Genomic DNA, 12,630 nt, shown 5'->3' on the forward strand with positions numbered 1-12,630 from the left:
TTGAAGAAATGAGACAAGCAGGGGCATCCGGGCTGGTACCCGGACTATCAGCGTGATCCTAGGTGGCTTGTTTTGGTCGCTGCATTCGGACTTCTGCAAGTTTGCTCGGTGTCGACGCCGGTGGTGTTCCCCTAACCGAGGGTGACCAAGCATGCAAGAAAGCGTGATGCAGCGCATGTGGAACAGCGCCTACCTGTCCGGTAGTAACGCTGCCTATGTGGAAGAGCTCTACGAGCTCTACCTGCACGACCCTAACGCTGTGCCAGAAGAGTGGCGCACCTACTTCCAGAAGTTGCCTGCTGACGGCAACTCTGCCACCGATGTTTCGCACTCCACAATTCGCGATCATTTCGTCTTGCTGGCAAAGAACCAGCGCCGCGCCCAACCGGTTTCCGCCGGCAGCGTGAGCAGTGAGCACGAGAAGAAGCAAGTTGAAGTGCTGCGATTGATCCAGGCCTACCGTATGCGTGGCCACCAGGCAGCCCAGCTTGATCCGCTGGGGCTGTGGCAGCGTCCTGCACCTGCAGACCTGTCAATCAATCATTACGGCTTGACCAATGCCGATCTTGATACGACCTTCCGTGCCGGCGACCTGTTCATCGGCAAAGAGGAGGCGAGCCTACGCGAAATTAACGAAGCGTTGCAGCAGACATATTGCCGCACCATCGGCGCTGAATTTACGCACATCACCGATTCCGAGCAGCGCCAGTGGTTCCAGCAACGTCTGGAAAGCGTACGCGGCCGTCCGGTCTACTCCGCCGACGTCAAGAGCCACCTGCTCGAGCGCGTGACTGCCGGTGAAGGTCTGGAAAAATACCTGGGCACCAAATACCCCGGTACCAAGCGCTTCGGTCTGGAAGGCGGCGAAAGCCTGATCCCGATGCTCGACGAGTTGATCCAGCGTTCCGGTTCCTACGGCACCAAGGAAATCGTCATCGGCATGGCCCACCGTGGCCGCCTCAACGTATTGGTCAACACCTTCGGCAAGAACCCGCGCGAGCTGTTCGACGAGTTCGAAGGCAAGAAGAAGGTCGAGCTGGGTTCCGGTGACGTCAAATACCACCAGGGCTTCTCGTCCAACGTGATGACCACCGGTGGCGAAGTTCACCTGGCCATGGCATTCAACCCGTCCCACCTGGAAATCGTATCTCCAGTGGTCGAGGGTTCGGTTCGCGCTCGTCAGGATCGTCGTAACGATCCTACCGGCGAGAAGGTGCTGCCGATTTCCATCCACGGTGACGCGGCATTTGCCGGTCAGGGCGTGGTGATGGAGACCTTCCAGATGTCGCAGACCCGCGGTTTCAAAACCGGCGGCACCGTGCACATCGTGATCAACAACCAGGTCGGTTTCACCATCAGCAACCCGCTCGACTCGCGCTCCACCGAGTACGCCACCGACGTTGCCAAAATGATCCAGGCGCCGATTCTCCATGTGAATGGTGATGATCCGGAAGCCGTGTTGTTCGTGACTCAGTTGGCCATCGATTACCGCATGCAGTTCAAGCGTGACGTGGTCATCGACCTGGTCTGCTACCGTCGTCGCGGCCACAACGAGGCCGACGAGCCTAGCGGCACCCAGCCGATGATGTATCAGCAGATCACCAAGCAGCGCACCACCCGTGAGCTGTACGCTGATCGTCTGACCCAGGGCGGTGTGCTCGACGCAGAGCGTGTTCAGGCGAAAGTCGATGAATACCGCAACGCTCTGGACAACGGTCTGCATGTTGTGAAGAGCCTGGTCAAAGAGCCGAACAAAGAGTTGTTCGTGGACTGGCGTCCGTATCTGGGCCACGCCTGGACCGCGCGTCACGACACCAGCTTTGACCTGAAAACCTTGCAGGAACTGTCTGCCAAGCTGCTGGAAATTCCGGAAGGCTTCGTGGTTCAGCGCCAGGTTTCGAAAATCTACGAAGACCGTCAGAAAATGCAAGCCGGCGGCCTGCCGATCAACTGGGGTTACGCCGAAACCATGGCGTACGCGACCCTGGCGTTCGAAGGTCACCCGATCCGCATGACGGGTCAGGACATCGGTCGCGGTACGTTCTCGCACCGTCACGCTGTCTTGCACAACCAGAAAGACGCGGGCACCTACGTGCCGCTGCAGAATCTGTACAAAGGCCAGCCACGTTTCGACCTGTACGATTCGTTCTTGTCTGAAGAAGCCGTTCTGGCGTTCGAATACGGTTACTCGACCACCACGCCTGAGGCGCTGGTGATCTGGGAAGCCCAGTTCGGCGACTTCGCCAACGGAGCCCAGGTCGTGATCGACCAGTTCATCACCAGTGGCGAGCACAAGTGGGGCCGTCTTTGCGGTCTGACCATGCTGCTGCCGCACGGTTATGAAGGGCAGGGGCCGGAGCATTCCTCGGCACGTCTGGAGCGTTACCTGCAGCTGTGCGCCGAGCACAACATTCAGGTAGCGGTACCGACTACCCCGGCGCAGATCTACCACCTGCTGCGTCGTCAAGTGATCCGTCCGCTGCGCAAGCCGCTGATCGTGCTCACACCGAAGTCGCTGCTGCGTCACAAACTGGCCGTGTCCACCCTGGAAGATCTGGCTCAAGGTTCGTTCCAGACCGTTATCCCGGAAATCGATGCACTGGAACCGAGCAAGGTCGAGCGCGTTGTTCTGTGTAGCGGCAAGGTCTACTACGACCTGCTGGAAAAACGCCGTGCCGAAGGTCGTGATGACATCGCCATCGTGCGTATCGAGCAGCTGTACCCATTCCCTGAGGACGACTTGAACGAAGTCCTGGCTCCGTACACCAACCTCAAACATATCGTTTGGTGTCAGGAAGAGCCGATGAACCAGGGTGCCTGGTACTGCAGCCAACACCATATGCGCCGCATCGTTGGCAATCACAACAAGTCGCTCGTACTCGAATACGCCGGCCGTGATGCTTCTGCTGCACCTGCTTGTGGTTATGCATCGATGCACGCTGAGCAGCAGGAAAAACTGCTGCAAGACGCCTTTACTGTTTAACGCCTTCGCGCACCTGAAACCGAATTTAAGGACCCACAGATAATGGCTATCGAAATCAAAGCCCCCACTTTTCCGGAATCGGTTGCCGACGGCACCGTTGCCACCTGGCACAAACAACCGGGCGACGCTGTAAAGCGTGACGACCTGATCGTCGACATCGAAACCGACAAGGTTGTGCTGGAAGTGCTTGCGACTGCCGACGGCGTGCTGGGCGCTATCGTCAAGAACGAGGGCGACACCGTTCTGTCCGACGAAGTTCTGGGCTCGATCGAAGCGGGCGGCGCTGCTGCCGCTCCAGCTGCAACCGCAACCGCAGCTGCTGCTCCGGCTGCTGCACAAGCTGCTGCTCCTGCCGCTGAAGGCGAAGACGATCCGGTTGCTGCACCGGCAGCGCGCAAGCTGGCTGAAGAAAACGGCATCAACATCGCTTCCGTGTCCGGCACTGGCAAAGGCGGTCGTGTTACCAAAGAAGACGTGGTGGCGGCTGTTGCTGCGAAAAAATCTGCTCCTGCTGCTGCGCCTGCCAAGGCTGCTGCACCGGCTGCGGCCGCTCCAGTGTTCGCTGCCGGCGACCGCATCGAGAAGCGCGTACCAATGACCCGCGTGCGCGCGACCGTTGCCAAGCGTCTGGTTGAAGCGCAGTCGAACATGGCCATGCTGACCACCTTCAACGAAGTCGACATGACCGAAGTCATGGCCCTGCGTTCGAAGTACAAGGATCTCTTTGAGAAGAGCCATAACGGTGTACGCCTGGGCTTCATGTCGTTCTTCGTCAAAGCCGCTACCGAAGCGCTGAAACGCTTCCCGGCAGTCAACGCCTCGATCGACGGTGCCGACATCGTTTATCACGGCTATGCCGACGTTGGTGTTGCCGTGTCCAGCGACCGTGGTCTGGTCGTACCGGTACTGCGTAATGCCGAACTGATGAGCCTGGCTGAAATCGAAGGCGGCATCGCCACCTTCGGCAAGAAGGCTCGCGACGGCAAATTGTCCATGGACGAAATGACCGGCGGTACGTTCACCATCACCAACGGTGGTACCTTCGGTTCGATGATGTCGACCCCGATCGTCAACCCGCCGCAAGCGGCCATCCTGGGCATGCACAACATTCTGCAGCGCCCTATGGCGATCAACGGTCAGGTCGTTATCCGTCCGATGATGTACCTGGCTCTGTCCTACGATCACCGTCTGATCGATGGCAAAGAAGCTGTGACCTTCCTGGTTACCATCAAGAACCTGCTGGAAGACCCGGCTCGTCTCCTTCTGGATATCTAAAAAGCAGCTGCAAGTTGCAAGCTTCAGGCCCCAGGCTCAAGCCGAGTGAGTGGGCTTTTATCTTGCAGCTTGTGGCTTGAAGCTTGCTGCTAAAAGGGAACCTTTTTCATGACTCAGAAATTTGACGTGGTAGTGATTGGCGCTGGCCCTGGCGGCTACGTGGCTGCCATTAAAGCAGCGCAGCTTGGTCTGTCGACTGTCTGCATCGAGAAGTACACCGACAAGGAAGACAAGCTGGCCCTGGGCGGTACCTGCCTGAACGTTGGCTGCATTCCTTCCAAGGCGCTGCTGGACAGCTCCTGGAAATACAAGGAAGCCAAAGAAGGCTTCGCTATCCACGGTATCAACCACGATGGCGTGAGCATGGACGTGGCGGCAATGGTTGGCCGCAAGGCGGGCATCGTCAAGAACCTGACTAGCGGTGTTGCCACGCTGTTCAAGGCCAACGGCGTTACTTCGATCCAGGGCCACGGCAAACTGCTGGCCGGCAAGAAAGTCGAGGTCACCAAGCCTGACGGTTCGGTAGAAATCATCGAAGCCGAGAACGTAATCCTGGCCCCAGGTTCGCGTCCGATCGACATTCCTCCGGCTCCGGTCGACCAGAATGTCATCGTCGATTCGACTGGCGCACTGGAATTCCAGACTGTACCCAAGCGTCTGGGCGTCATCGGCGCCGGCGTGATCGGTCTGGAGCTGGGTTCGGTATGGTCGCGTCTGGGTTCGGAAGTGGTTGTCCTGGAAGCTCTGGACACCTTCCTGATGGCAGCGGACACCGCCGTTTCCAAGGAAGCGCTGAAAACCCTGACCAAACAGGGTCTGGACATCAAGCTGGGCGCTCGCGTAACCGGCTCGAAAGTGAACGGCGATGAAGTCGTTGTGAACTACACCGATGCCAACGGCGAACAGACCATCACGTTCGACAAGCTGATCGTAGCCGTTGGTCGCCGTCCAGTGACCACTGATCTGCTGGCTTCCGACAGTGGCGTGACCCTTGACGAGCGCGGCTTTGTGCACGTTGACGATCACTGCGCCACCACCGTACCGGGCGTTTTCGCTATCGGTGACGTGGTTCGCGGCATGATGCTGGCGCACAAGGCTTCGGAAGAAGGCATCATGGTTGTCGAGCGCATCAAGGGCCACAAAGCCCAGATGAACTATGACTTGATCCCTTCGGTTATTTATACTCACCCGGAAATCGCGTGGGTTGGCAAAACCGAGCAGGCCTTGAAAGCCGAAGGCGTTGAAGTTAACGTCGGCACCTTCCCGTTCGCAGCCAGTGGCCGTGCCATGGCAGCCAACGATACCGGTGGTTTCGTCAAGGTCATCGCAGATGCCAAGACTGACCGCGTACTGGGCGTCCACGTGATTGGCCCGAGCGCTGCAGAACTGGTTCAGCAGGGCGCGATCGGTATGGAATTCGGCACCAGCGCTGAAGACCTGGGCATGATGGTTTTCTCCCATCCGACCCTGTCTGAAGCCTTGCACGAAGCAGCTTTGGCAGTGAATGGCGGCGCCATCCACATTGCCAACCGCAAGAAGCGTTAAGAAAAGACAATAAGAAACCACGGCGGCATGGCCCGTCGTGAGCCTTGCATGCAAAGCTCACCGCGGAAAGTCCGCTGGACGCAGCCTTGCGTAGCTGTACCGGTTGTCCGGAAAGGCTACGCAAGCAGCAGTCACAGGTGGTGCGGCACTTGAACAAGTGCAGCACCGAATGCGCAGTACCTAACGAAGACGGTAATAAGCATGAATCTTCACGAGTATCAGGGTAAGCAGCTGTTCGCTGAATACGGCCTGCCAGTTTCGACCGGTTACGCAGTAGACACTCCGGAAGCAGCAGCAGAAGCGTGCGACAAGATCGGCGGCAGCGAGTGGGTTGTCAAAGCCCAGGTTCACGCCGGTGGTCGCGGTAAAGCGGGCGGCGTAAAGCTGGTTCGCAGCAGAGAAGACGCCAAAGCCTTTGCACAGCAGTGGCTGGGCAAGCGTCTGGTGACTTACCAGACTGACGCCAATGGTCAGCCAGTCACCAAGATCCTGGTTGAATCGTGCACTGATATCGCTAAAGAGCTGTACCTGGGCGCTGTCGTTGACCGTTCGAGCCGTCGCATCGTGTTCATGGCTTCCACCGAAGGTGGCGTGGACATCGAGAAAATCGCTCACGACACTCCAGAAAAAATTCTGAAAGCCACTATCGATCCACTGGTCGGCGCTCAGCCATTCCAGGGTCGCGAGCTGGCATTCCAGTTGGGTCTGGAAGGCAAGCAAGTTGCTCAGTTCGCCAAGATCTTCGTAGGTCTGGCCAAGCTGTTCAAGGATCACGACCTGGCTCTGCTGGAAGTGAACCCGCTGGTGATCAAGGCTGACGGCGATCTGCATTGCCTCGACGCCAAGATCAACATCGACGCCAACGCAATGTACCGTCAGCCTAAGCTGAAGACTTTCCACGATCCGTCGCAAGACGATCCGCGCGAAGCGCACGCTGCCAAGTTCGAACTGAACTATGTAGCACTGGAAGGCAACATCGGCTGCATGGTCAACGGTGCTGGCCTGGCCATGGGTACCATGGACATCGTCAACCTGCATGGCGGCAAGCCAGCCAACTTCCTCGACGTAGGTGGTGGCGCTACCAAAGAACGCGTAACTGAAGCGTTCAAGATCATTCTGTCCGACACTAACGTCGCTGCAGTACTGGTCAACATCTTCGGCGGCATCGTTCGCTGCGACATGATTGCCGAAGGCATCATCGGCGCTGTGAAAGAAGTCGGCGTGAAAATCCCGGTTGTTGTTCGCCTTGAAGGTAACAACGCTGAGCTGGGCGCTAAAGTACTGGCAGAAAGCGGTTTGAACATCATCGCTGCTACCAGCCTGACCGACGCTGCTCAACAAGTTGTCAAAGCTGCGGAGGGCAAATAATGAGCGTCCTGATCAATAAAGACACCAAAGTTATCTGCCAGGGCATTACCGGTTCGCAAGGTAGTTTCCACACCCAGCAAGCCATCGAATACGGCACCAAGATGGTTGGTGGTGTAACTCCTGGTAAAGGCGGCACCGAGCACCTGGGTCTGCCAGTGTTCAACACCGTGAAAGATGCTGTTGCTCAAACTGGCGCCACCGCCAGCGTGATCTACGTTCCGGCTCCTTTCTGCAAGGACTCGATCCTGGAAGCGGCTTTCGGCGGCATCAAGCTGATCGTCTGCATCACCGAAGGCATTCCTACCCTGGACATGCTGGACGCTAAAGTTAAGTGCGACGAGCTGGGCGTAGTCCTGATCGGCCCTAACTGCCCAGGCGTGATCACCCCAGGCGAATGCAAGATCGGCATCATGCCAGGTCACATTCACTTGCCAGGCAAGGTCGGTATCGTTTCCCGTTCCGGCACCCTGACCTACGAAGCTGTGAAGCAGACCACTGACGCCGGTTTCGGTCAGTCGACTTGCGTCGGCATCGGCGGTGACCCGATCCCGGGTTCGAACTTCATCGACATCCTGAAGCTGTTCCAGGAAGACCCGAAGACCGAAGCGATCGTCATGATCGGTGAGATCGGCGGTTCGGCTGAAGAAGAAGCGGCTGCCTACATCAAGGCACACGTGACCAAACCGGTTGTTTCCTACATCGCTGGTGTGACTGCTCCTCCGGGCAAGCGCATGGGCCATGCTGGCGCAATCATCTCTGGCGGCAAGGGTACTGCAGACGAGAAGTTTGCTGCCCTGGAAGACGCAGGCGTGAAAACCGTGCGTTCGCTGGCAGACATCGGCAAGGCTTTGTCCGAGCTGACCGGTTGGGCGGTCAAGTAAGAGCAGTTTCAAGCTGCAAGCTTTAAGCCGCAAGCTAAGGGCAGCAGTGTTGGACGGTTCTTGAAAGACGCTTCACCAGACAAAGGCCACCTCGGGTGGTCTTTGTTGTTTTCGAAGATTAAAAGATCGCAGCCTCGTTGCACTCGACAGCTCCTACGAGAAATCCGAAATCTTGTCGGGGTTGTGTAGGAGCTGTCGAGTGCAACGAGGCTGCGATCTTTTGACCTTTATATATGTAAATGCGACACAGAAATGTCGCAGATCGGAATGTTCGCCCTCTAACAGTGCGTTTGTCGTGCAAATTCGTTAGGCTAGCCGCCATTTTTGCGTCCGCGTCCCACAAGGAAGCTTCGCGCTAAAGGGTCGGTCCTATGCGGTTCGGCAGCATTTCCCTCACCCATAAGGGAAATCCCTCTCTAAATTCCGATTTCAGTAGTGTGGTATTTCCCGAATGAAAGTGTTGAAAGGTCAGGACATCCTGGCACTTGGTTTTATGACGTTTGCCCTGTTTGTCGGGGCTGGCAACATCATCTTCCCGCCTATCGTCGGTTTGCAGTCCGGGCCTCATGTCTGGATGGCGGCATTGGGCTTCCTGATCACAGCAGTCGGTCTGCCGGTGATCACCGTGGTAGCGCTGGCGAAAGTCGGCGGTGCAATGGATGCGTTGAGCAGCCCGATCGGCAAGGTGGCCGGCGGCATCCTCGCGGCGGCGTGCTACCTCGCGGTAGGCCCGTTGTTCGCCACACCGCGCACGGCGACCGTGTCGTTCGAAGTTGGCCTGGCTCCGTTGACCGGTGAAAGCCCTTTGGCGCTGTTCCTCTATAGCGCTGTGTACTTCCTGCTGGTGTTCTTCATCTCGCTGTATCCAGGTCGGTTGCTGGATACCGTAGGGCGTTTCCTTGCGCCGCTGAAAATTATCGCTCTGGCGATTCTGGGCATTGCGGCATTCGCGTTGCCGGCCGGTGATATCGGCGTAGCGACGCCGGAATATGTCGCAGCACCATTTTCCCAAGGCTTCATTAATGGTTACCTGACCATGGATACCCTCGGCGCGCTGGTGTTCGGTATCGTTATCGTCAATGCCATTCGCTCGCGCGGTGTCGAGTCGCCGGCACTGATCACCCGTTACGCGATCATCGCCGGGCTGATCGCCGGCGTCGGACTGGCGCTGGTGTACGTCAGCCTGTTCCGTCTCGGTTCGGGCAGCCATGAAGTGGCGGCCGGTGCAACCAACGGTGCGGCGGTATTGCACGCCTACGTGCAGCATACCTTCGGCTCGCTGGGCAGTGGGTTCCTTGCGGTCCTGATCTCCCTGGCCTGCCTGGTGACAGCGGTCGGTCTGACCTGTGCTTGCGCAGAGTACTTCAGCCGTGTGTTGCCGCTGTCCTACAAGACGTTGGTCATCATCCTCGCGGCGTTTTCCCTGCTGGTGTCAAACCTCGGCCTGACCAACCTGATTGCGTTCTCGATTCCGGTGCTGACCGCTATCTATCCGCCGTGCATCGCGCTGGTGGCGCTGAGCTTCTGCAAGGATTTCTGGCATGAGCAGACGCGCATCGTCGGTCCGGTGATGCTGGTGTCGTTCATCTTCGGCCTGATCGATGCGCTCAAGGGTGCAGGTCTGGCGGACTGGCTGCCGGCGCAACTGGCCCACCTGCCGCTGAGCGAGCAGGGCCTGGCGTGGCTGGTGCCATCGGTGATGACCCTGGTGGTCGCAGTGATCTGTGACCGTCTGCTGGGCAAGCGCGAAGAGGCGCTGGCCTGAGGCGCTTCTGAGGTGTCCCGAAATGCCCCGTATCAATCGATACGGGGCATTTTTTTTGCGTGTGATGCAGTGTCTTTCTGCTTGAGCTAACGTCGAATCACTGCCTGAACCCTGTAGGAGTGAGCCTTGCTCGCGATAGAGTTATTACAGCCAACAAAGATGTTGAATGTTCGACCGCTATCGCGAGCAGGCTCACTCCTGCAGGTAATATGTACAGCGTCTCTACACCACAAGGACCCGCATGTCGTTCATCCAAGGCAACCTGATCCACATTCTAGCCGCCGTCTGGTTCGTCATTTGCTGGGGTGGCTATACCCGGTACGCGACGTGGAAGGGCCGCGACACCGCGTGCCTGGCCAGCGTGCTGCACCTGTACCGGAAAGACTGGATGCGCCGCATGCTGCTGCGCGATAACCGCATCGCTGACGCCAGCGTTGTCGGCAACCTCGAACGCAACGCCTCGTTTTTTGCCTCCAGCACCTTGATCATTCTGGCCGGTATTCTGACCGTGCTGGGCGGCTCCGAACGAGCGGTGTCGCTGCTGGCGGATATCCCCATGGTGCAGCAGGCATCTCGAGGCATGTCGGAGATCAAGCTGCTGTGCCTGGCCCTGGTATTCGTCTATGCGTTTTTCACCTTCAGCTGGTGCATGCGCCAGTACAACTTCGCGGCGATTCTGATTGGCTCGGCGCCGATGGTGGGTGAGCGCCATGTATCCGAGCAAGAGCGCAAGGCGTTCGCCGCCCGTGCCGCACGCGTCATCTCCATGGCGGCCAACCAGTTCAACTTTGGCCTGCGGGCCTATTACTTCGGAATGACCATGCTGGCCTGGTTCGTCAGTCCGTGGCTGTTCATGTTGATGAGTGCCGGTGTAGTGCTGGTGCTGTACCGCCGCGAGTTTCATTCCGACGTACTCGACGTGATGGTGTATACACCTACAGAGGCGCCTTTGCCTGAAGCAAACAAGGAGGCTGTTTGATGAGTATTCCGTTCTGGTGTGTATTGATCAGTGCATTGCTGATCTACGTGGCCCGCATGCCGGTGGCCAAGGCGATGAAGGAGCAGGGCGGCTACAACAACCATCTGCCACGCCAGCAACAGGCCCAACTGACTGGCTTCGGTGCGCGCGCACTGGCGGCGCATCAGAACAGTATCGAGGCGTTCATGCTGTTTGCAGTGGGGGTGTTGATGGCTCATACCACGCAAACTGCGGGCTGGTTGATTGACACGCTGGCGATCATCTTCGTCATCGCTCGAATTATCTACCTGCTGTGCTATTGGGCCGATCTGGCCTGGCAGCGCAGCCTGGTGTGGGTGGTCGGACTAGTGTGTTCGCTGTTGTTGATGATTAGTCCGACTTTTAGAACTGTCTTGCTCTAACGCCACTTCAGAAAAATGCAGGCAAAAGAAAACCCGCACTCGGCGGGTTTTCTTTATCACGCTAAAAACTGTATTAGTTTTTAGGTGCTTCTTTTGCAGCGGCTTCGTTCGATTCAGCCTGAGCTTTGGCAGCTTCGGCGTTTTCTTTCGCAGCGTCGTTCACTTTATCCTGAGCTTTGTTCATATCTTGCTGAGCCTGCTCAGCATGTTCGTTGGCATCTTGAGCTTTGTCCTCGGATTTTTTATCGCAGGCAGCGAGACCGAGGGAAGCGGTCAACATCAAGGCAATAGCAAAAGTCTTACGCATGGGGTGTATCTCCTTATGGAAAATATCTACTGGCCTTTCGAGCATGGCCCTCTCGGTTAAGTTCCTCAATTCGTTCAGATATATAAGATTGTTTTGCAGTTGAACTTTTGCCGCTTGGCACGTTGCTGAATACCGGCTTTGACGAGAATGTTTATCAAATGTCTGAAAACCCTGTTTTTGAGCGTGCGACGCGATTCCTGTCGGCATTGCGCCATTGTCATGTGCTTGGATTACGCGTGCACAGCGCCAGCACTGAAGGGCTTACCGTAATCCTTCCATACAGCGAAAAAATTGTCGGCAACCCGCAAACCGGAGTGATCCACGGCGGGGCACTGACTTCATTGATGGACACGGCGTGCGGCATGTCGACCCTGTGTGTGCTGGCTGAATTCGAAGTCTGCCCGACCCTCGATTTGCGCATCGACTACATGCACGCCGCCGAACCTCATAAAGATGTGTATGGATTCGCCCAGTGCTATCGGGTCACAACCGACGTGATCTTCGCTCGCGGTTTCGCCTACCAGGACGATCCAGAGCAACCTATCGCACACGTAGTGGGCACGTTCATGCGCATGGGCAAAGCCATTAAAGGCACTAAAGGTTTTGGTGGCGCTATCGCCGGGGGCGCGCAATGACCGATACATTCAAGGAACAATTGCAACAGGCCCACGCGCGGGGGGATTACGCACCGCTGCTGCAAATGATTCCCTACGCCGGGCTGATTGGCGTCGAATGCTCGCGGGTCGGCGACGAGTTGCTGTTTCGACTGCCAGCCAACAAGGACAACATTGGTAACCCTTTATTGCCGGCGATCCATGGTGGTGTAATCGCCGGGTTCATGGAATTGTCCGCCGCCCTGCATTTGCTGATTTTCACCGGTTCGCCGGGCGTGCCGAAAATCATCGACTTCTCCCTCGACTATTTGCGTGCCGGGCAATTTCGCGACACCTGGGCCCGCTGTCAGGTCTGTCGCCAGGGGCGGCGCGTCGCTAATGTGGCGGTGACAGCCTGGCAGAGCGTTGAATCGGAGCCCATTGCCACCGCCCGCGCGCATTTCAAAATCGAAGAGCCCTTGAAATCCTGATCTGAGCCCCCAACTTTGATGACAACCCGCCGTCGACCCTCA

11 protein-coding genes are annotated in these 12,630 nt (G+C 57.4%); 10 read left to right on the top strand and 1 reads right to left on the bottom strand.

Features of this window, described 5'->3' with window-relative positions; genetic code table 11:
- The first annotated feature begins 151 nt into the window (after positions 1 to 151).
- The 8 genes from F8N12_RS17970 (at position 152) to F8N12_RS18005 (ending at position 11,197) form a co-directional block, all read left to right on the top strand.
- A complete protein-coding gene (locus F8N12_RS17970) occupies positions 152 to 2,983 on the top strand; it encodes a 2-oxoglutarate dehydrogenase E1 component (RefSeq protein WP_150581665.1) in 2,832 nt (943 codons plus the stop codon).
- A 42-nt stretch (positions 2,984 to 3,025) separates the two neighbouring features.
- Positions 3,026 to 4,258: a 2-oxoglutarate dehydrogenase complex dihydrolipoyllysine-residue succinyltransferase gene (gene odhB / locus F8N12_RS17975; protein WP_150581666.1), complete on the top strand. Its 1,233-nt coding sequence runs from the start codon at positions 3,026 to 3,028 to the stop codon at positions 4,256 to 4,258.
- Positions 4,259 to 4,366: 108 nt separating this feature from the next.
- Positions 4,367 to 5,803, top strand: a complete 1,437-nt coding sequence (gene lpdA / locus F8N12_RS17980) for a dihydrolipoyl dehydrogenase (RefSeq protein WP_150581667.1) — start codon at positions 4,367 to 4,369, stop codon at positions 5,801 to 5,803.
- Positions 5,804 to 6,004: 201 nt separating this feature from the next.
- Positions 6,005 to 7,171, top strand: a complete 1,167-nt coding sequence (gene sucC / locus F8N12_RS17985) for an ADP-forming succinate--CoA ligase subunit beta (protein ID WP_028621693.1) — start codon at positions 6,005 to 6,007, stop codon at positions 7,169 to 7,171.
- Positions 7,171 to 8,052 (top strand): succinate--CoA ligase subunit alpha, encoded by an 882-nt coding sequence (gene sucD, locus F8N12_RS17990; RefSeq protein ID WP_042558294.1) that lies wholly within the window; start codon positions 7,171 to 7,173, stop codon positions 8,050 to 8,052. The genes sucC and sucD overlap by 1 nt, the downstream gene beginning before the upstream one ends.
- A gap of 451 nt (positions 8,053 to 8,503) precedes the next feature.
- Positions 8,504 to 9,817, top strand: a complete 1,314-nt coding sequence (gene brnQ / locus F8N12_RS17995; protein ID WP_150581668.1) for a branched-chain amino acid transport system II carrier protein — start codon at positions 8,504 to 8,506, stop codon at positions 9,815 to 9,817.
- A gap of 241 nt (positions 9,818 to 10,058) precedes the next feature.
- Positions 10,059 to 10,796, top strand: coding sequence for a DUF599 domain-containing protein (locus F8N12_RS18000; RefSeq protein WP_150581669.1), 738 nt, complete (start codon positions 10,059 to 10,061; stop codon positions 10,794 to 10,796).
- The gene (locus F8N12_RS18005) at positions 10,796 to 11,197 is read left to right on the top strand and encodes an MAPEG family protein (RefSeq protein WP_150581670.1); all 402 of its coding nucleotides are present in this window, start codon (positions 10,796 to 10,798) and stop codon (positions 11,195 to 11,197) included. The genes F8N12_RS18000 and F8N12_RS18005 overlap by 1 nt, the downstream gene beginning before the upstream one ends.
- Positions 11,198 to 11,270: 73 nt before the next feature.
- Here F8N12_RS18005 and F8N12_RS18010 read toward each other — a convergent pair whose 3' ends face one another.
- Positions 11,271 to 11,504 (bottom strand): hypothetical protein, encoded by a 234-nt coding sequence (locus F8N12_RS18010; RefSeq protein WP_150581671.1) that lies wholly within the window; start codon positions 11,502 to 11,504, stop codon positions 11,271 to 11,273.
- A 158-nt stretch (positions 11,505 to 11,662) separates the two neighbouring features.
- Between F8N12_RS18010 and F8N12_RS18015 the strand changes: the two genes are divergently transcribed.
- Positions 11,663 to 12,139 carry a PaaI family thioesterase gene (locus tag F8N12_RS18015; RefSeq protein WP_150581672.1) on the top strand — a complete coding sequence of 159 codons (477 nt, stop codon included), beginning with the start codon at positions 11,663 to 11,665 and terminating at the stop codon, positions 12,137 to 12,139.
- The gene (locus F8N12_RS18020; protein ID WP_150581673.1) at positions 12,136 to 12,588 is read left to right on the top strand and encodes a PaaI family thioesterase; all 453 of its coding nucleotides are present in this window, start codon (positions 12,136 to 12,138) and stop codon (positions 12,586 to 12,588) included. Before F8N12_RS18015 ends, F8N12_RS18020 begins: the two co-directional genes overlap by 4 nt.
- The last annotated feature ends 42 nt before the right edge of the window (positions 12,589 to 12,630 follow it).

It is taken from the genome of Pseudomonas fluorescens (assembly GCF_902497625.1).
GTDB lineage: Bacteria > Pseudomonadota > Gammaproteobacteria > Pseudomonadales > Pseudomonadaceae > Aquipseudomonas > Aquipseudomonas fluorescens_BQ.

Coding starts and splice junctions, on each gene's coding strand:
- F8N12_RS17970 (WP_150581665.1), top strand. CDS start 152: ATGCAAGAAAGCGTGATGCAGCGCATGTGGAACAGCGCCTACCTGTCC.
- odhB (WP_150581666.1), top strand. CDS start 3,026: ATGGCTATCGAAATCAAAGCCCCCACTTTTCCGGAATCGGTTGCCGAC.
- lpdA (WP_150581667.1), top strand. CDS start 4,367: ATGACTCAGAAATTTGACGTGGTAGTGATTGGCGCTGGCCCTGGCGGC.
- sucC (WP_028621693.1), top strand. CDS start 6,005: ATGAATCTTCACGAGTATCAGGGTAAGCAGCTGTTCGCTGAATACGGC.
- sucD (WP_042558294.1), top strand. CDS start 7,171: ATGAGCGTCCTGATCAATAAAGACACCAAAGTTATCTGCCAGGGCATT.
- brnQ (WP_150581668.1), top strand. CDS start 8,504: ATGAAAGTGTTGAAAGGTCAGGACATCCTGGCACTTGGTTTTATGACG.
- F8N12_RS18000 (WP_150581669.1), top strand. CDS start 10,059: ATGTCGTTCATCCAAGGCAACCTGATCCACATTCTAGCCGCCGTCTGG.
- F8N12_RS18005 (WP_150581670.1), top strand. CDS start 10,796: ATGAGTATTCCGTTCTGGTGTGTATTGATCAGTGCATTGCTGATCTAC.
- F8N12_RS18010 (WP_150581671.1), bottom strand. CDS start 11,504: ATGCGTAAGACTTTTGCTATTGCCTTGATGTTGACCGCTTCCCTCGGT.
- F8N12_RS18015 (WP_150581672.1), top strand. CDS start 11,663: ATGTCTGAAAACCCTGTTTTTGAGCGTGCGACGCGATTCCTGTCGGCA.
- F8N12_RS18020 (WP_150581673.1), top strand. CDS start 12,136: ATGACCGATACATTCAAGGAACAATTGCAACAGGCCCACGCGCGGGGG.